The 19,396-nt window shown below is 72.0% G+C and carries 15 protein-coding genes; 14 read left to right on the forward strand and 1 reads right to left on the reverse strand.

The features are described from left to right. The first annotated feature begins 522 nt into the window (after positions 1–522). From O7603_RS03610 to O7603_RS03665, 12 genes are all read left to right on the forward strand, one after another. Positions 523–4,449, forward strand: coding sequence for a Pls/PosA family non-ribosomal peptide synthetase (locus O7603_RS03610; RefSeq protein ID WP_281574255.1), 3,927 nt, complete (start codon positions 523–525; stop codon positions 4,447–4,449). A 58-nt stretch (positions 4,450–4,507) separates the two neighbouring features. Then, complete coding sequence (locus tag O7603_RS03615; protein WP_281574256.1) at positions 4,508–5,317, forward strand: arginine deiminase-related protein; 810 nt, start codon at positions 4,508–4,510, stop codon at positions 5,315–5,317. Then, positions 5,317–6,075, forward strand: a complete 759-nt coding sequence (locus O7603_RS03620) for a BPL-N domain-containing protein (protein ID WP_281574257.1) — start codon at positions 5,317–5,319, stop codon at positions 6,073–6,075. The genes O7603_RS03615 and O7603_RS03620 overlap by 1 nt, the downstream gene beginning before the upstream one ends. Further along, a complete protein-coding gene (locus tag O7603_RS03625; protein WP_281574258.1) occupies positions 6,072–7,478 on the forward strand; it encodes a heparan-alpha-glucosaminide N-acetyltransferase domain-containing protein in 1,407 nt (468 codons plus the stop codon). The genes O7603_RS03620 and O7603_RS03625 overlap by 4 nt, the downstream gene beginning before the upstream one ends. Positions 7,479–7,488: 10 nt before the next feature. After that, entirely contained in the window at positions 7,489–8,292 is an 804-nt protein-coding gene (locus O7603_RS03630) for a BPL-N domain-containing protein (protein ID WP_281574259.1), read from the forward strand. 197 nt (positions 8,293–8,489) lie between these two features. After that, a complete protein-coding gene (locus O7603_RS03635; protein WP_281574260.1) occupies positions 8,490–8,987 on the forward strand; it encodes a hypothetical protein in 498 nt (165 codons plus the stop codon). A gap of 324 nt (positions 8,988–9,311) precedes the next feature. Then, entirely contained in the window at positions 9,312–10,985 is a 1,674-nt protein-coding gene (locus tag O7603_RS03640) for an ABC transporter substrate-binding protein (protein ID WP_281574261.1), read from the forward strand. 6 nt (positions 10,986–10,991) lie between these two features. Next, positions 10,992–11,948 (forward strand): ABC transporter permease, encoded by a 957-nt coding sequence (locus O7603_RS03645; protein ID WP_281574262.1) that lies wholly within the window; start codon positions 10,992–10,994, stop codon positions 11,946–11,948. After that, positions 11,945–12,829 (forward strand): ABC transporter permease, encoded by an 885-nt coding sequence (locus O7603_RS03650; protein WP_281574263.1) that lies wholly within the window; start codon positions 11,945–11,947, stop codon positions 12,827–12,829. The genes O7603_RS03645 and O7603_RS03650 overlap by 4 nt, the downstream gene beginning before the upstream one ends. Next, on the forward strand, positions 12,829–13,893 hold the full coding sequence (locus O7603_RS03655) for an ABC transporter ATP-binding protein (protein WP_281574264.1): 1,065 nt from the start codon (positions 12,829–12,831) through the stop codon (positions 13,891–13,893). The genes O7603_RS03650 and O7603_RS03655 overlap by 1 nt, the downstream gene beginning before the upstream one ends. Further along, positions 13,890–14,894 carry an oligopeptide/dipeptide ABC transporter ATP-binding protein gene (locus O7603_RS03660; protein ID WP_281574265.1) on the forward strand — a complete coding sequence of 335 codons (1,005 nt, stop codon included), beginning with the start codon at positions 13,890–13,892 and terminating at the stop codon, positions 14,892–14,894. Before O7603_RS03655 ends, O7603_RS03660 begins: the two co-directional genes overlap by 4 nt. Next, the gene (locus O7603_RS03665; RefSeq protein WP_281574266.1) at positions 14,891–16,681 is read left to right on the forward strand and encodes a gamma-glutamyltransferase family protein; all 1,791 of its coding nucleotides are present in this window, start codon (positions 14,891–14,893) and stop codon (positions 16,679–16,681) included. The genes O7603_RS03660 and O7603_RS03665 overlap by 4 nt, the downstream gene beginning before the upstream one ends. 2 nt (positions 16,682–16,683) lie before the next feature. Here the strand turns inward: O7603_RS03665 and O7603_RS03670 are convergent, their stop codons facing one another. Further along, positions 16,684–17,364, reverse strand: coding sequence for a GntR family transcriptional regulator (locus O7603_RS03670; protein WP_281574267.1), 681 nt, complete (start codon positions 17,362–17,364; stop codon positions 16,684–16,686). A 71-nt stretch (positions 17,365–17,435) separates the two neighbouring features. Between O7603_RS03670 and O7603_RS03675 the strand changes: the two genes are divergently transcribed. Then, on the forward strand, positions 17,436–18,215 hold the full coding sequence (locus O7603_RS03675; protein ID WP_281574268.1) for a YoaK family protein: 780 nt from the start codon (positions 17,436–17,438) through the stop codon (positions 18,213–18,215). 79 nt (positions 18,216–18,294) lie between these two features. Beyond that, on the forward strand, positions 18,295–19,368 hold the full coding sequence (locus O7603_RS03680; protein WP_281574269.1) for an NYN domain-containing protein: 1,074 nt from the start codon (positions 18,295–18,297) through the stop codon (positions 19,366–19,368). Positions 19,369–19,396 lie beyond the last annotated feature (28 nt).

Raw genomic sequence — 19,396 nt, forward strand, 5'->3', positions numbered from 1 at the left:
AGGGGACGCGCGAGCCGGGCGGCGACGAACGCCCTTACAGGCAACGACGGCGCGGCGTCCGGGTTGCTGTCTGACTGTCTCGCCGATCAGCTGATCGACCGATCAGTCACCTGACTGCTGCATCAGTCAGCAGATTTGCGCGGATCTCGGCGGTTCGGGCCATGCCGGTCGGGGAGCTTTGCTAGCTTCGTGAAGCCTTGTCGGGGTTACGGCATAAACACCGCATTGTCGATATATGCCGCGATCATCGCTCCGCCGGATCTCTCGGTGCCGCCTTCCTGGCAGTCGACCCGAGGTCCGACACGGTGTCGCCACATGGCACGGGTGGTTCGAGCGTGGTCAGCGCAGGAGGTTCGCGTTTCCGTGGAGCAGGTCGGGTACATCGGTGCGTCCACACAGCCCCTGCGACCGGAGCGACGTCCGGATGCGGAGGCACGCGTCATCATCGGCTCGCCGATCGTCGATCAGGTGGGCGGGCCGCAGCAAGAGGGCGGCGGTTCGCGGCCCCGGCGCCTGCACCACGTGTTCGAATCCGCCTGTGACCGCGACCCGTCGGCCATCGCGCTCGAGTGCGGCAACGAGCGGCTGACCTACCGAGAGCTGGACGAGCGCGCGAACCAGCTGGCCCACCACCTGCATGCCCTCGGCGTCGCGGGCGGCGCTCGGGTGGCCATCCTGCTCCAGCGTTCGGTCGACACGTACGTGGCGTTGCTGGGCGTGGGAAAGGCCGGCGCGGCCTTCGTGCCGATCGACCCCGAGTCTCCGGCCGACCGGGTCGCCTACATCGCCGAGGACTCGGACGTCGACCTGGTGTTGACCTCGTCGGCACTCGCCGACCGGGTGGGCGGCCAGCGCTCCCTCGTCATCGACGAAAGCGTCGCCGAGCTCGCCACGGCACCCGCCGACCGGCCGGTGCTCGGCTTCGACGGCGCCGACGACCCCAGCGCCTACGTGATCTACACCTCCGGATCCAGCGGTCGGCCCAAGGGCGTCGAGGTCGCGCAGTCGAGCATCTGCAATTTTCTCGACGTGGTGCCCGGCCTGTACGACGTGCGCCCGGGCGACCGGGTCTACCAGGGCATGACGATCGCGTTCGACTTCGCGATCGAGGAGATCTGGCCGACCTGGTCGGTCGGCGCGACGCTGGTGGCCGGTCCGACCGACTCCCGCCGCCTCGGCGCGGAACTGGCGGACTTCCTGGACGAGGCGGGCATCACCGTCTTCTACTGCGTCCCCACCCTGCTTGCCACGATTCCCCGCGATCTGCCCCGGATCCGAAACCTGCTCGTCGGCGGTGAGGCGTGCCCGGGACAACTCGTCGAACGGTGGAGCCGGCCCGGTCGGCGGATCCTCAACACCTACGGGCCGACCGAGGCCACGGTCACGGCGACCTGGGGCGAACTGCGCCCCGGGCGGATCGTCACCATCGGACGTCCCCTGCCGACCTACTCGGTGGTGCTGCTGGACGAGCAGCGGCAGCCGGTCGCCGACGGCGAGGTCGGCGAGATCTGCATCGGCGGTCCGGGGGTGGCGCGCGGCTACGTCGGACGCCCCGAACTGACCGCCGACCGGTTCATCGAGCACCCGTTGGCGCCGCCCGGCAGCCGGCTCTACCGCACCGGGGACCTGGGCCGGCTCACCGACGACGGCGAGATCGAGTATCTCGGCCGGGCGGACTCCGAGGTCAAGATCCGTGGGCACCGAGTGGACCTCGGCGAGATCGAGAGCGTGCTGCTGGAGGACGACGGCGTGGCCGAGGCCGTGGCGGCGCTCGTCCCTGTCGCCGACGGCCCCGACGCCCCCCGTGAGCTGGCGGCCTACCTCGTTCCTCACGACGGCGCGGAGGACGGCTGGGAGGAGCTGAGCGGCCGGCTCTGCCAGACCCTGCAGACTCGACTGCCCGGCTACATGGTGCCCTCCTTCCTGGACGTCGTCGCCGAACTGCCGACCATGCCCAGCGGAAAGGTCGACCGGAAACGGCTACCCGCGCCGGTCCGCCGGCTCACCCGCGACACCGGCCCGCTCGTGGCCGCCGAGAGCGAGCTGGAGGAGCGGGTACGCGCGGCGTGGGCGGAAGCGTTCGGCCTCGAACCCGAAGCGCTCTCGGTCGAGGCAGACTTCTTCACCGACCTCGGGGGACACTCGCTGCTCGCGGCGCGGGTGGTGTCCCTGCTGCGCGCGCGCGAGGTCGGCGTGAACCCCGCGGTCCGGGACCTGTACGCCCACCCGACCGTCCGCGGCATGGCCGTCCACCTTGGTGCCGCCGACCGGGTCGGCGGGCCGACCGCGCCGCCGCGACCCGAACCGCTACGGCACCGCAGCCGCCGAATCGCGCTGGCCGGGTTCGGCCAGGGCGCGGTGATCTACCTGCTGTTGCTGGCCGTCACCATTCCCGTCTCCTACGTCTACACCCGGAACGACGGTTTCGTGTCCGTGCGGGTCCTCGCGGAACTGATGGTCGCGATCCTGCTCAGCTACCTCGGCGTGCGGTGGGTGCTGCCGGTGCTGCTGGCCCGGCCGTTGGCCGCGGGTATCCGCCCCGGCCGATATCGTCTCTGGGGCCTCACCTACGTCCGGCTCTGGGCATTGAGCACGCTGATGACGATCGGCCCGCTGCCCGTGCTCAGCGGCTCTCCGCTGATGGCGACCTACCTGCGCCTGCTCGGCGCCCGGATCGGCGGCCGCACCGTGATCGCGACCAGCGCGATCAGCCTCCCGACACTGATCTCCGTCGGGCGGGACACCTCGGTCGGGTACGGCGTCTCGCTGCGCGCGTGGCGGGCGGAGGACGGCTGGGTCGTCGTCGGACCGATCACCATCGGCCGGGGCGCCTTCGTCGGCGCGAACGCGGTTCTCGAACCGGGCGCCTCCGTCGGGTCGTATGCCGCCGTCGGCGAGCAGTCCGTCCTGGTGCACGGCGAGGCGGTGCCGGCCGGAGCGCGTTGGGCCGGCTCACCGCCGGCTCCGACCAGCCGACTCACCGACACCGTCGAATCCCTGCTCTCCTCCCGCCCGCTGCGTCACGGCTGGCGCCCGCACCACGCCGTCGCCGCCCTGGTCGGCCTGCTCGGCCTGGAAATGGGGGCCATCGCGATGGTCCTGCCCAGCGTGGCGCTGGTCTGGTGGGTGCTGTTGACCCGGGGTCTGCTGGCGGGACTCGTCGCGACCATCCCCGCCGGGGTCGTCTACGTCCTCACCGTCTGCGCGGTGGTCGCCATCGGCAAGCGTCTCGTACTGCCGCGGGCGCCCGTCGGCTTCCACCACCGGGTGCACTCGATGCTCGGCGTGCGCAAGTGGATCGTCGACAAGCTGCTCGAGTTCAGCCTGATCTACACCAACTCGCTCTACGCGACCCTCTACACCGGTCCCTGGCTGCGCATGCTCGGCGCCCGTGTGGGTCCCGGCGCCGAGGTCTCCACCGCCGCGCACCTGGACCCCGACCTGCTCACCCTGGGCCCGGGGAGTTTCGTCGCCGACATGGCCAGCCTCGGCGCCGCGACGTTCGCCAACGGACGTGTGGCGTTCCTGCCCACCACGGTCGGCAGTCGGGCGTTCGTCGGCAACGCCGCGTTCGTACCGGCCGGCACGGTGCTGGGCGACGGTTGCCTGCTCGGCGTCAGCACGCTGCCGCCCGACAAGCAGGTCCCGGAGGGCACCTCCTGGTTGGGCTCACCGGCGATCCACCTGCCAGTGCGCCAGAGCAGCGGATCCTTCTCGGAGGAGCAGACCTTCCGCCCGCCGCGCAGGGTGGTGGCTCATCGGTTGTTCGTCGAATTCTTCCGTGCCACCCTGCCCGCATCGGTGCTCGGCGTCAGCTTCTACCTCTACCTCCTGGCGCTGTCCTGGCTCGCCAACGGCCGAGGCCTGCTCGTGCCGGCGCTGGTGTCGCCCTTCGTCGCGATCGCGTCGAGCGTCGGAGTGATCCTCTTCTGCGCGGCGACCAAGCGGAACATCATCGGCAAGTACCGACCCCGGGTCGAGCCGCTGTGGAGCCCGTTCGTCCGGCGCACCGAGTTCGTCACGGGGCTCTTCGAGGCCGCGGCGGTCCCCGTCGGCGTGGGGCTGCTCGTCGGCACGCCGTTCCTGCCGCCGGTACTGCGCTGGTTCGGAGTCCGGGTCGGCAGACGCACCTGGATCGGGACCACCTATCTCACCGAGTTCGACCTGGTCGAGATCGGTGACGACGCGACCGTCGGTGCCGAGGTGTCGTTGCAGACCCATCTGTTCGAGGACCGGGTGATGAAGATGTCCGTCGTCACCGTCGGCGCCGGCGCCACCATCGGAACCCGCGCGATCGTGCTCTACGACGCCGTTGTCGGCCACGACGTCTTCCTGGGGTCGCTGTCGCTGCTGATGAAGGGCGAGCACCTCACGCCCGGGACCCGATGGCGCGGCATCCCCGCCCAAGGGGTGCTCACCCGCGGCCCCGTCGACCAACGGGCGGCCTGACGCCGCGTGATCGCAACCGATTCAGTCATTCTCCATCCACGAGAGGAACAACCGCTCAATGAACAAGGCACTCCTGGTCTCCGACGCCGCCTACTTCCGGGTCGACTACGAAATCAACCCGTACATGCACACCGATGTGCAGCCGGATCACGCGGCCGCCGTCGTCGAGCATCTGAACATCGTCGTCGCGCACCGGGCGGCGGGCCGCCACATCGAGTACCTGCCGTCGGCGCCGGAGTGCCCGGACATGGTGTTCACCGCGAACGCCGCGCTGGTGCGGGGTGACCGGGCGGTTCTGGGCGCACCGCCCCCGGAGCGCAAGGCCGAGCTGCCCTATTTCCAGGACTGGCTGATCAACCACGACTTCGACGTCGTGGAGGCGCCGTACCCGTTCAGCGGTCAGGGCGACGCTCTGGCCTGCGGCGACCTGCTGCTGGCCGGCCACGGCCAGCGGACCGACCGGAGGATGCACCAGGTTCTCGCGCGAGCGTTGGACTACGAGGTGGTACCACTGCAGACGGTGAGCCCCCGGTGGTACGACCTCGACCTGGCGGTAGCCGTCGTCGAGCCCGGGCGGGTACTCGCCTACTGCCCGGAGGCCCTCGATCAGTCGAGCCGCCGACGGCTGCGCGGACTCGGCTTGGACCTGATCGAGGTCTCCGTCGAGGAGGCGTCCCGCTTCGCGCTCAACCTGATCAGCGACGGCGCCACCGTGACCATGACCAAGGGAGCGCCGCGGCTGGCCGCCGCGCTGCGCGTCCGCGGCCTGCAGGTCGTCGAACTCGACACGACCGAACTGGCCAAGGGCGGGGGTGGGGTGCGCTGCACCGCGCTGACCCTCGACAACCCACTCCCGACGAGATCGTGATGGCGTCGGGACCATTCGGTCGCCTCCTCGCCGCCGGCGGGAGGGCACTCGCCGGCCACGGCCTGACGGTCCGTTCACCGCTGCCCGAGCGAACCGAACCACCGTTGGCGCTGGTCTACCGAGGACCGGCGACACTGCCCGGCTGCCCGGAGGCGGTCGCGGCGCTGCTCAAGTCCAGCCGGTGGGGCTTCGACGTGCGGTACGTCGGGCCGGACGAGGACGTGCCGCTGAGCCATCGGGCGCTCGCCGGCGCCGCGCTCTACGCCCAGCCCGGTGGCGGCACCCTCCGGCGGGGCTACCGGCACCTGAAGGGCCACCGCGACGAGATCCGGCAGTTCGTCAAGTCCGGCGGGCGGTACCTGGGGATCTGCCTGGGTGGCTACCTCGCCGGGGCCACCCCCGGCTTCGCCCTCCTGCCCGGAGACACCAACCAGTACATCGCCTCGTTCGCCGCCAGCGTCGACTCGGCGAAGAACACGGTCGTCCAGGTCTCCTGGCGCGGCCGGCGGCGGACGCTCTTCTTCCAGGACGGCCCGCACTTCCTGCTGCAGCCGAACGCCGAAGCCGACATCATCGCGACGTACCCGAACGGGACGATCGCGGCGATGGTCACCCGCCTTGGTGCGGGCCGGGTCGGCGTCGTCGGCCCCCACCCCGAAGCCACCGACGACTGGTACATCGACGCCGGGCTGCGCGCCGCCGATCGGCTCGGCGCGGACCTCGGCCACGACCTGATTGACACCGTGATGAGGCCATGACCCAGACAGCGAACCTCACGTGGGAGGATCTGGACCGAGCGGCCGAGGCGAACAGGCGCGCCGCCGTGGCCCGGGGCGCCGAAGGCGCACCCCCGACGCGGGACCTGCCGGTCGGGCGAAGCCGGCTGCTCGGCGTGGACGCCGCCCGCGGCGTCGCGTTGATCGGCATGATCGCCGTGCACTCGTTGCCCGAGTCCGACGCTGCGGGGCGGCCCACCTGGTGGTTCACGGCCTTCGGCGGGCGGGCGTCCGCCCTGTTCGCGGTGCTGGCCGGGCTCGGTATCGCGTTCTTGACCGACCGTCGCCGGGTCCGACCGGCTGCCGGCTCGGGCCTGGTGGCGGCGCTGGTCGTCCGGGCGCTGGCCATCGGCGCGATCGGGTTGGCGCTGGGCTACACCGACGGGTCGCTGGCGTCGGTGATCCTGCCCTACTACGCGGTGATGTTCGTGCTGGCGATCCCGTTGGTGTTCCTGCCGACCTGGCTGGTGGCGTTCACCGGCGTGGTCGTGGCCGCCGGTGCGTCCGCCCTCCTACACGTCCTGCCGCAGCTGCCGGAACCGAGCTACGACAACGCGGCCTTCGCGCAGCTCGTCGACGATCCGGTCCCGCTGCTCACCGAACTGTCGCTCACGGGGGAGTTTCCGGCCGTGACGTGGCTGGCGTACCTGTGCGCCGGGCTGGTCATCGGGCGGCTGACGCTGACCAGGAGGAGAGTCCTCGTCGGGCTGCTGACCGCCGGAATCGCGCTCGCCGCCGCGGCGCCGGTGGCGTCCTGGGTCCTGCTCGACCGCTTCGGGGGTGCGGAGCAGATCGCCCTCACCCAGGCGAAGAGCGGACTCGACGCCGCGGGGACAGCCGAGCTCCTCACCCTCGGCGGGGACGGCACCACGCCCACCTCGACCTGGTGGTGGCTCGCCGTCGACGCGCCGCACACCGGCACGCCGCTCGACCTGCTCGGCACGACCGGGAGCGCGATCGCCCTGATCGCCGTCATGCTGCTCGCCGGCCGCGTGGCACGGAGCCTTCCGCGGCGGGTGATCTCCGTGCTGCTGGTGCCCCTGGCGGCGGCCGGCGGCATGACCCTGACGCTCTACACCGCGCACATCGTGTTCATCAACTCGGACCTCGACTCCTCCACGCCGGTGACCGGGTTCCTCGTACAGGTCGTGGTCTTCGTGGTGGTCGCGGCCGCGTGGTGGGCCACCGCTGGCCGGGGCCCACTGGAAGGGCTCGTGACGGCGCTGTCCCGCGGCGCTCGTCGGCTGGCGACCTGGAACGGCCGGCGCAGCCGCGGCCGAGTGGGGATGTCGATGTATTCGCCGGGTGGCCCGCGCGGGCGAACGCCCGGTCGAGCCGTCACCGACGGGATGACGCCGCGACCGAGCAGGAGGGGAGCGACATGAGGCAGGGCAGGTGCACGTGCTGATCGGCGACGCGCCCCGCATCCGTCGGCGGCGACTCCTCGTGGGCGTCGGCGCCGCCGGCACCCTGGCCGCCCTCGGGTGGGCCGGGGTGTCGGCGGTCTCCGGGGACGGGCCGTTGGCGCTGGTGTACCGGGGTCCGGCCGCCGGCTCCGGCTGCGCCGAAGCGGTGGCCGCACTCCTGCGCAGCTCGCCGGCCGGGTTCCGCACCGCGTACTGCGGCCCGGACGAGGACCGGCAGATATCGCGCAGCACGCTGGCCGAAGCGGCCCTCTACGCCCAGCCCGGAGGCGGCGAGGTCAACCGCGCCTGGCGGAGGATGCGGGACCACGCCGTGGACATCCGCGGGTTCGTCCACGACGGCGGGCACTACCTCGGCTTCTGCCTGGGGGCGTACCTCGCCGCCGCCGACCCGGGCTTCGGGCTGATCGACGGAAAGGTGAACCAGTACATCAGCACGGACGGGGCGGACGTCGACAGCACCGACGACACGACGATCGAGGTGCGGTGGCGTGGCCGCTCCCGGCACATGTACTTCCAGGACGGTCCGACCTTCGCGCTGCGACCCGGGGTGCCGGGCGACGTGCTCGCCACCTATGACAACGGCGCGGCCGCCGCCGTCGTCACGACCTTCGGTGCCGGGCGGGTCGGCCTGGTCGGGCCGCACCCCGAAGCCGACCGCTCCTGGTACGCCGACATGGGACTGACCAACCCGGACGGCATCCGGTTCGATCTGGGCCACGACCTGGTGCAGAGCACGCTGGACCGGCACGGGGCGGCGCACCTAGAGACCTGACCCGGTGCCCCGGACTCCGGCTGGCTGGCCAGGCCCGGTCGGCCGAACGGGCCTGGCCAGTTCGCCCTCGGACGGCTCACCGACGGGAACCCGCCGGCCCCGACCGGTGTCCTGACTGTGGCGGGCACGAGTCGATCGACCGGCCGGCGCGACGTCTATCCGGAGGGCGTGAGATGGGTTCGTGGGGCAGGGTGTTGGTGGGGTCGGTGCTCCTGCTGGCCGGATGTACGACGACGGGCGGGTCGACCGAGCCGGTCGGCTCTCCGGCGACCACGTCCGGCCGTCCGGCCGCGAGCGCGACGACGGGCTGCGGCTCGCGGATCGAGACGGGAACCCTGCCCGACTGGGCGGACGAGGGGTTCAGCGGAGACGCCCGGATCGCGCACGTCTTCGGCGCGAAGGGCGACATCGTCGCGGTGCTGTTCGCCCACCCGCTGCGTCAGAACAGGACGGACGGGTCCAACAACAAGATCCTCTGGGTCGCCCGGTCCGTCGCGACACCGTCCACGTCGACCGAATCGGGCGCCCTGGCCATCACCGCGACGTTGGACGGCACCGACACCCGGGTGACTCGCGAGGTCAGCGGTGGGCCCGGTCCGTCCATCATCGACATGCCGCGGGCCGGCTGCTGGCACCTCGACCTGCGCTGGCCCGGGGGAACCGACACGATGGACCTGGTCTACGCGGATGCGTAGCCCGTCCGGCTCGGACGCGCGCGGACGACGGCGGCCTGATCGGTAGGGGCACGTGCGCCCTGCCTGCCGCAGCCGCGCGTACTCGGCCCTAGTGCTGTTTCGCGCTGAGGGGCAGGCCGGCCACCGAGCTGATCGTCGCCCCGGCGGGCTCCCGCGTCAGGCGGGTCAGAGTGAAGTGTGTCTATCCTGACCAGGGGTGGCGAGCGCCGACGAGGGGGCGCGGGCGGACGTCGACCAGTGCTCGGGAGGCATCCACGGAGGTCTTGCGCCGGTCATCGTATACAACATACGCTCCCCGAATCGCCCACTCGAGGAGCCCAAAAAATGACGAACCTCTCCTTCAGTGATACAAGCCGGCGGCTCGGTCCGCTCCGGGCCGCGGTGGCGGCGGTCGCGGTGGCCTGCACCGTGGCGGCCTGCTCGCCGGTGTCGAACAGCGAGGGTGACAGCCAGTCCGGCGACAACCAGTCGGCGGGCCAGGACTCCTTCGGCACACCGGCGGACCCGGCCGCGGTGAAGGACGGCGGCCAACTCGTCATCGCCCTCTCCGCGGAGCCCGACGCGCTGGACCCCACGCTGTCGCGCAGCCTCTACTCCCGCTACGTCTTCCAGGCCATGTGCCAGAAGCTGTACGACGTCAACGAGCAGGCGCAGGTCGTACCGCAGCTGGCGACCGCGCTCCCCACCACGAGCAGCGACGGCAAGACGGTCACCATCCCGCTGCGCCAGGACGCGAAGTTCGCGGACGGTACGCAGCTCGACGCCGCCGCGGTGAAGACCACGATCGAGCGGCATCTCACTAACGCCCGGTCGGCGCGCAAGAGCGAGCTCGGCCCCATCGAGGCCGTCGAGACGCCGGACGCGCACACCGTGGTCATCCGCCTGAAGCAGCCCTTCGCACCGCTGGTCGGCGCCCTCGCCGACCGCGCCGGCATGATCCTGAGCCCGAAGGCGGTCCAGAGCCTGGGCGACAACTTCGCCAGCGCCCCGGTCTGCGTCGGCCCGTTCAAGTTCGCCAAGCGGGTGCCCCAGAACTCCATCGACGTCGTGAAGGATCCCAACTTCTACGACGCGAGCAAGGTCCACCTGGACGGGATCTCGTGGCGGATCCTCACCGACGCGAGCATCCGCGCCGCCAACCTGCGCTCCGGCGACGCCCAGGTGGCCGACAGCGTCTCGACCCAGGACGTCGCGTCGCTGCAGCAGGACTCCGCGCTCACCGTGCTCCAGTCGCAGTCCCTCGGTTACCAGGGCCTCACCTTCAACATCGGCAACGTCGACGGCGTCGGCACCACCCCCAAGCCGATCAACCGTCCCATCGCCCAGAACGCCAAGGTCCGCCAGGCGTTCGAGCACGCGATCGACCGCAAGGCCCTCGTCCAGGCGGTCTTCAACGGGATCCCCGCGGTCGCCTGCTCACCGATCTCACCCGCGAGCCCGTTCTCGTCGCCCGAGGCGCAGAACTGTCCGGCACACGATCCCGCCAAGGCCAAGCAGCTGCTCGGCGAGGCCGGCGTGCAGACTCCGTACCCGGTGACCATGCTCGCGTCGAACACGCCGGACACGTTGCGTCTCGCCCAGGCACTCCAGGCCATGGTGAAGGACGGCGGGTTCGACCTCAAGATCAACCCGGTGGAGTACTCGTCGCTCCTCGACGAGCAGGACCGGGGGAACTTCGAACTGCTGCAACTCGGCTGGAGCGGGCGCATCGACCCGGACGCCAACATCACCAACTTCGTCGGCACGGGTGGCAGCCAGAACGTCTCCGGCTACAGCAACCCTCAGCTCGACGCCGCGCTGACCCAGGCCCGCCAGTCCAACGACCTCGAGGAGCGTAAGAAGCTCTACGGGCAGGCGGTGACGATCCTCCAGCAGGACGACGCGCTGATCTACCTCTACCGGCAGCGGAACCTGACCGCCTTCTCCAAGCAGATCCAGGGCCTGCAGGTCTTCCCGGACGGCGTGATCCGCGCGGCCTTCGCCGGGTTCAGCAAGTAGGTCGTCGTGCTCCGATATCTCCTCACGCGCGCCTGGCAGTCAGCGCTGACCCTGGTGCTGTCGACGGTCGTGGTGTTCCTCGGCGTGCGGGCGCTGCCCGGGGACCCGGCACTCGCCCTCGCGGGCGAGGACCGGTCCCCGGAGGCGCTGGCGGCCATCCGGCACCACTACGGGCTGGACCAACCGCTGCCCCTGCAGTTCGCCCAGTACGTGGAACGCATGGCGCAGGGCGACTTCGGTGAGTCGATCCGCACCGGGATCCCGGTCTCCTCGATGCTCACCACCGCCCTGCCCGTGACGGCCGAGCTCGCCGTCCTGGCGATCCTCATCGCCGCGCTGCTGGGTGTCGGCGCCGGGGTGCTCGCGGCGGTCCGCCGCGGGCACCCCGCGGAGTGGCTGGCCAACGGGCTGGCCCTGGTCGGACTGTCGGTGCCGCACTTCTGGCTCGGGCTGCTCGCGATCCTCTACCTCTCCGTGGCGACGGGGCTCTTCCCGGCCTCCGGGTTCGTGCCGTTCCTCGACGACCCGGTGGACAACCTGCACCACGTCGTCCTGCCCGCCGTCATCCTCGGCACGGGGCTCGCCGCCATCATCATGCGGCAGACCCGCTCCGCGATGCTGGACTCGCTCTCGTCCGACTACGTGCGTACGGCGAAGGCGAAGGGCCTGCGGCCGCGCGCCGTCATCACCCGGCACGCGCTGCGCAACAGCCTCATCGTGGTGGTGACGATCGTCGGCCTCCAACTCGGAGGCCTGATCTCGGGGGCGGTCGTCACCGAGCAGATCTTCGGGCTCCCGGGCTTCGGCAAGATGACGATCGACGCGGTGTTCCAGCGGGACTACCCGGTGATCCAGGCCGTCGTCCTGCTGACCGCGACCGCGTACATCGTGATCAACTTTCTCGTCGACCTGCTCTACTCGGTGATCGACCCACGAATCCGCGTGACGGGGGATCCGGCATGACCGTCCTCACCGTGCCCATGGCGGAGGCTGCCCCCGCCGGCCTCACCCGGCGTACCCGGGTCCTGCGGCGGCTGCGGCGCAACCCGCTCGCCGTCGGGAGCTTCGTCGTGCTCGCGCTCGCGGCCGTCGTCGCCCTGCTCTCACCCTGGCTCGCCCCGTACGCCGTCGAACAGACCGACTTCGCCCACACGTTCTCGCCACCGGGCACTCCCGGACACGTCCTGGGCACCGACGACCTGGGTCGCGACGTCCTGTCCCGGATCATGCTGGGCGCCCGCGCGTCCCTGCAGGTCGGGCTGCTGGCCGTGGCCACCTCCCTGGTCATCGGCGTGCCGCTCGGGCTCGCGGCGGGCTACTTCCGGGCCTGGGACGCGGTGATCTCACGGTTCACCGACCTGCTGCTCGCGTTCCCGTTCCTGATCATGGCGGTCGGGCTGGCGGCGATCCGGGGTGCTAGCCTCGGCAACGCTGCCGTCGCCATCGGGATCGCCCAGATCCCGGGCGTGATCCGCGTGGTGCGCTCGGACACCCTCCGGCTCAAGTCACTCGACTTTGTCGCCGCGGCCATCGTGGACGGCGCGAGCGACCTCTGGGTGCTCGCCCGGCACATCCTGCCCAACGCGACCTCGGTGATCCTGGTCCAGGCCACGGTCGCGATCCCGGCCGCGATCCTGGGCGAGGCGGTGCTCTCGTTCCTCGGTCTCGGCATCCAGCCCCCGGCCCCCAGCCTGGGCACGATGCTGGCCACCGCCCAGCAGTTCGCCGCCCGCGCCCCGTGGGCGGCGGTCCTCCCCGGAGTGGTGATCATGGGATTGGCCCTGGCGTTCAACGTCTTCGGCGACGCCCTGCGGGACGCCCTCGACCCGAAGGGAGACCGGTGATGACCACCGTCGAGGCGGCGGGCGGCGCCGTCGCCGCGGTCGCCACCCCCGTGCTGGAGATCCGCGACCTCTCGGTGTCGTTCCGGACCGAGGGCGGGACGGTCTCGGCGGTCGACCGGGTGAGCCTCGACCTCGCGCCCGGCGAGATCGTCGGGATGGTGGGCGAGTCGGGCTGCGGAAAGAGCGTCACCGCGATGAGCATCGCCGGCCTGCTCCCGGACAGCGCCCGCATCACCGGCTCGGTACGCCTGCGGGGGACCGAGCTGGTCGGCACCCGCGAGTCGGCGCTGCGTCGGGTACGCGGCAAGGAGATCGCGTACATCTTCCAGGAACCGATGACCTCCCTGAACCCGGTGCTCACCGTCGGGCGCCAGATCGCGGAGGTGCTCCAGGTCCATGAACGGATGTCCCGGCGGGCCGCCCGGGCCCGTGCCGTCGAACTGCTGTCGCTCGTGGGAATCCCGTCCGCCACGACCCGCGTCGACAACTACCCGCACCAGCTCTCCGGCGGCATGCGCCAGCGGGTCATGATCGCGATGGCGGTGGCCTGCGGCCCGAAGGTGCTGGTGGCCGACGAACCGACCACCGCCCTGGACGTGACGGTGCAGGCCGGGATCCTCCAGGTGCTCCGGGACCTGCGCGACCGACTGGGCACCACCATCCTCATCATCACGCACGACCTCGGAGTCATCGCCGACGTGGCGGACCGCGTCGTCGTCATGTACGCCGGGCGGGTCGTGGAGCAGGCGCCGGTCACCGACCTGTTCGCCCATCCGCGCCACCGGTACACGGCCGGGCTCCTGTCGGCGTCGCCGACGCCGGGCGTCCACGCCGGCACCCGGCGGTTGCAGGAGATCCCCGGTCTCGTGCCCGTCCTGTCCACCCAGCCCGACGCGTGCACGTTCGCGGCCCGCTGCCCGGCGGCCGACGCGCGGTGTCTGGACTCCGCTCCGCCGCTCGAAGCGGCCGGGAGGGGCGCGGCGCCGACGCCGTCGGACCACCTCGCGGCCTGTTGGCACCCCTGCCCGGCGCCCCGGACGCCAGCCGAGGAGGCGACGCGATGACAACGACGCAACCCCACGCCCTCGAACTCGAGGACCTCGTGATGCACTTCGGGCCGGTACGCGCCGTGGACGGCGTGTCCCTGCGCATCCCGAAGGGCCGGGTCACCGCGTTGGTGGGGGAGAGCGGCTCCGGGAAGTCGACGGTGGGACGCTGCGTGGTGCGGCTCGTGCGGCCCACCGCCGGCGTGGTGCGCATCGCCGGAGCGGACGTCACGCACCTGTCCCGGCGGCAGCTGCGCCCGCACCGCAGCGACGTGTCCATCGTCTTCCAGGACCCCGCCGCCTCGCTCGACCCGCGCATGCTGGTCGGCGAGGTCGTCGCCGAGCCGCTGCGGCTGTCCGGCCGGCGGATCCCGCGACGCGACCGGGAGGCCCGGGTCGCCACGGAACTCGAACGAGTGGGCCTGCGCGCCGAGGTGGCCCGCCGGTATCCCCACGAACTCTCCGGAGGGCAACGCCAGCGGGTCAGCATCGCCCGGGCGCTGATCTCCGAGCCGATGCTGCTCATCGCGGACGAGCCCACCAGCGCGCTCGACGTGTCCGTGCAGGCGTCGGTGCTCAACCTCCTCGCCGACCTGCAACGGGACATCGGGTTCGCCTGCCTCTTCATCACCCACGACCTGTCCGCCGTCGAGTACCTGGCCGACGACATCGCCGTCATGTACCTCGGCCAACTCGTCGAGAAGGGCCCCCGCGAGCAGATCTTCGCGCGCCCCGCCCACCCCTACACCCAGGCGCTGCTGGCGGCCGCGCCGGTGGCCGACCCGGTCCGCCAACGGGAGCGCCAGCCGGTGCTGCTCGGCGACGACCTGCCCTCCGCGCTGGACCCGCCGTCCGGCTGCCGCTTCCGCACCCGGTGCCCGCTCGCGTTCGACCGCTGCGCGACGGAGGTCCCCGCGCAGGTGGCGATCGGCGGCGGCATGGCCGCGTGCCACCTGGTCCAGCCGGACGGCACCCGGCCCGACGTCCGGGCCGCCGACACGAGTGAGGTGTTGTCATGACGTTCACCACCAGACCGACGCTGCAGGGAACCTTCGGCATGGTGTCCTCGACCCACTGGCTCGCGAGCCAGTCGGCCATGGGCATCCTCGAACGCGGCGGGAACGCCTTCGACGCCGCGGTCACCGCCGGGTTCGTCCTGCACGTCGTCGAGCCACACCTCAACGGGCCGGGCGGTGAGGTGCCCGCCCTCGTGTCGACCGCGCAGGACCCGGCGCCGAAGGTGCTCTGCGGGCAGGGGCCGGCGCCGGCCGGCGCCACCATCGCGCACTTCCGGTCCCTCGGGATGGACCTCGTCCCCGGGTCCGGCCCCCTCGCCGCGGCCGTGCCCGGCGCCGTGGACGCGTGGCTCCTGCTGCTGCGTGACCACGGCACGCTCCGGCTGGAGGACGTGCTGGAAACGGCGATCGGGTACGCCGCCGCCGGCCACCCGCTCGTCGGCCGGGTCGGCGACACGGTGGCCGCCGTGCGGACGCTGTTCGAGGAGCACTGGCACACCTCCGCGGCGCTCTGGTTACGCGGCGGCCGGGCGCCGGCGGCGGGCGAGCTGTTCGCCAACCCGGCGTACGCGCGGACGCTGGAGAAGCTCGTCGAGGCCGGACGCACCGCCGGCGCCGATCGTGACGCGCAGATCGACGCCGCACGCCGCGCCTGGAGTGAGGGATTCGTCGCCGAGGCGATCGACCGGTTCAGCCGGCAACCGTTCCAGGACTCCAGCGGGCGCGCCCACGCCGGCCTCGTCACCGGGGCGGACCTGGCCGCCTACTCCGCGACCTGGGAGGAGCCGGTCACCCTCGACTGGCGGGGCTACTCGGTGGCGAAGACCGGTTTCTGGGGACAGGGCCCGGTGCTGCTGGAGGCCCTCGCCGTCCTCGACGCGCTCGGCGACCCGCACGCGCACGATCCGGCGACCGCGGCCGGCATCCACGCCCAGGCCGAAGCGCTCAAGCTCGCCTTCGCCGACCGGGAGGCCTGGTACGGCGACAGCGCCGACGTGCCCGCCAAGGCGCTCCTCTCCCGGGAGTACGCGCGGGAGCGGGCGGCCCTGATCGGCCTCCGGGCGTCCACCGAGCTGCGACCGGGCCGGCCGGACGGGGCGGAACCGCGCCTTCCGGAGCACGTACGGCGCGCCGGGGGGCGGCTGGCCGACCTGGTGGATGCCACGACGGGGGAGCCGACGGTGAAGTCGGACGGCGTGACCCGCGGCGACACCTGCCACGTCGACGTGGTCGACCGCTGGGGAAACATGATCTCCGCGACCCCGAGCGGTGGGTGGCTGCAGAGCTCCCCCACCATCCCGGAACTCGGCTTTCCCCTCGGCAGCCGACTCCAGATGTTCTGGCTGGAGGAGGGGCTCGCCTCGTCGCTCGCCCCGGGACGCCGGCCGCGTACCACGTTGAGCCCGACGATGGTGCACCGCGACGGGAAGCCCGTGCTGGCGTGCGGCACGCCCGGCGGCGACCAGCAGGACCAGTGGCAGCTGCCGTTCCTGCTGCGGCATCTCGTCGGCGGCCAGGCTCTGCAGGAGGCGGTCGACGCGCCGGCCTGGCATTCGGTCAGCCTGCCGGCGTCGTTCTACCCCCGCGACAGCGAGCCCGGTGTCCTGGTGGTGGAGGACCGGCTGCATGAGGACGTCCTGGCGGCACTGCGCGCGTACGGGCACGAGGTGCGGTTGTCCGACGGGTGGAGCCTCGGCCGCCTCTGTGCCGTGACCCGCGACCCGGAGACGGGCGTGCTCGCGGCCGGGGCGAACCCACGGGGCATGCAGGGCTACGCCTGCGGCCGCTGACGTCAGCGGGCCCCGTACCCGCCCTCCGCGTTCTCGTAGGCCGCCGCGGACGCCGCGTCGAGGTGGGCGAGTGCCGCCCGCTCGGCGCGGTCACCGTCACCCGACTCGATGGCGTCGACCAGCTGGATGTGCTCGGCCCACGAGTGCGGCGCCCGTTCCGCGGCACCCAACCGGAAGATCCACTGCACATGGAGGTACAGCGCCTTGGCTATCGACGAGAGCCAGGGGTTTCCGCTGATCTGGAGGATCCGCAGGTGCAGGGCGCTGTTCAGCTCGGCCACGCGCCGCAGGTCCTGCCGCTCCGTCGCCTCGCGGCCCTGCTCCAGCAGGGCCCGCAGGGCGGCCACGTCCGCCGCCGTCGCCCGCTCGGCAGCCAGCCGGGCGGCCAGCGCCTCCAGGCGCTCGCGTACGGCGAACATGTCCGCGATGGTCCCGCTGCTGGGCGAGGCGACGACCGCGCCGCGCCGGGGCAGGATCACGACGAAGCCCTCCGCCTCGGCGACCCGCAGCGCCTCCCGCACGGGGTTCCGCGAGACGCCGAAGTCCTCGGCCAACCGGTCCTCGGTCAGCCGCTCCCCGGGAAGGTAGTCGCCGTCGATGATGGCGGTCCGTAGGGCGCCGAGGACCTGGTCGCGTAGCGGCAGGTGTTGAGCGCCGAGCTTGTCCCGCAGGTCTTCAGCCAACCGATCGCCTCTCCGTGAACCCCGTTCCGGCAAAGTGTATACGAAGAACAATCTGTGAAGGATGGCCGACAGTGTCGAGAACAGTGCCACACGTCATCCACCCTCGCGCCGGCGCGGACGGAGACCACGACCATCACCGTCCGCGGCGGCGGCACGCCCTCGTCGTCGTCCTCACCTTCCTGACCGGCAGCGCCGACGCCATTGGCTTCCTCGCCCTCGGCGGAGCCTTCTCCAGCGTCATGACGGGCAACATGGTCCTGCTCGGCCTCTCGGCCGGTCGTGGCGACGCCGAACTCGCCGTGACCTCCGGCTGCGCCATCGCCAGCTTCATCGTCGGCGTGCTCGCGGGCGCCCGCCTCGCCGGCCGGGCGGAGCCGGACGATCCCGTCTGGCCCCGCCGGGTCACCCGGGCGCTCGTCCTGGAGCTGTTGGTCTTCCTGGTGTTCCTCGTGGTCTGGGAGGCCACCCTGCGCGACCGCGCCGAGCAGGTCGACCTCGCGCTCCTGATGCTGTCGGCGGCGGCCCTGGGCATCCAGAGCAGCGCCGTCCAGCGGTTCGGCGTCCCGGGGCTCTCCTCCACGTACCTGACCGGCACCCTCACCAGCCTGATCGCCGGTGTGGCGGTCCGGAGCCCGTGGCGCAGCCTGCGGCCCAACGCCCACGTCCTGGTGTCGCTGGTGACCGGTGCCGCGGTCGGCGCCCTGGTCGCCAGGCACCTGCCCGCGTTGGCGCCGGTGCTGCTGATCGTGCCGCTCGTCCTGGTCATCGCCGCGGCCTCCCGACTGGCGGGGAAGCGGTCCACCGACGCGCCGACCGGCCGGCGGGCGGCGCGCCGTGCGGACCGGGTGTGATCGGGTGCAACGCGACGGCGGCGGCGACGTTGGCGGCGTTGGCGGGTGACCGAACCTCCGGCGGACTACCCTGGCTCGCGTGGATCAAGAAGATCGGATCGCTCTGTTCCTCGACTACGAGAACCTGGCGCTGGGGTTCCGCGATCACCACGGCGGCCACGCCTTCGACTTCCGTCCCATCGCCGACGCCCTCGCCGAGCGCGGACGGGTGGTGGCGCGTCGGGCGTACGCCGACTGGTCGTACTTCGACGAGGACCGTCGGATGCTCACCCGTAACCACGTCGAGCTCATCGAGATTCCGCAGCGGATGGGCGCCTCCCGCAAGAACGCGGCCGACATCAAGATGGCGGTCGACGCGGTCGAGTTGGCCTTCGAGCGGGACTACATCTCGACGTTCGTGATCTGCACCGGCGACAGCGACTTCACCCCGCTGGTCCACAAGCTTCGGGAACTCAACAAGCGCGTCATCGGCGTCGGGGTGGAGAAGTCGACCTCGGCGTTGCTCCCGCCGGCCTGCGACGAGTTCCTCTACTACGACCGCCTCGAGGGCGTCGAGATCCCGCCGGCGCGTGCCCCCCGTGGCCGCCCCACCCGACAACCCACCGTCGAACCGCGACAGGTGGAGCAGGAACCCGAGCCGCAACCCGCCGAGGAACCCGGACGCGACGTCGACCGGCTCGCCGCGCTCGTGGCCCAGACGGTCGCCGGCCTGCAGGGCAGCTCCGGGGGCGAGGTGACCGCATCGAGGCTGAAGCGGACCCTGCTCCGGAAGGACCCGACGTTCAGCGAGTCCGACTACGGCTTCCGTACCTTCGGGGAACTGCTGCGACACCTCGCCACGAACAACGTGGTCGAGCTGGCCGAGGGCCCGGCGAAGGGCGACCCCGAGGTCTCCCTGCCCGAGCACGGCGACCGGGAGATCGCGTTCGGGCTGCTCCGATCGGTGGTCGTCGAGCTCGCCGGTGGCGACGGCGCGGTGGCGCTCTCCGGGTTGAAGGACCAGCTCCGGCGGGCGCGGCCCGACTTCGGCGAGCAGAAGCTCGGCTACCGCAGCTTCCTGCAGTTCTGCAAGGCCGCCACCACCGCCGGCGCCGTCCACCTGCGATGGAGCCCCGAGGCCGACGACTACCTCCTCACCCCGGAGGCGCCGTGAGCGGACGGGCGAGCCACCCCGCGCGACC

Source organism: Micromonospora sp. WMMD812, from assembly GCF_027497215.1.
GTDB lineage: Bacteria > Actinomycetota > Actinomycetes > Mycobacteriales > Micromonosporaceae > Micromonospora.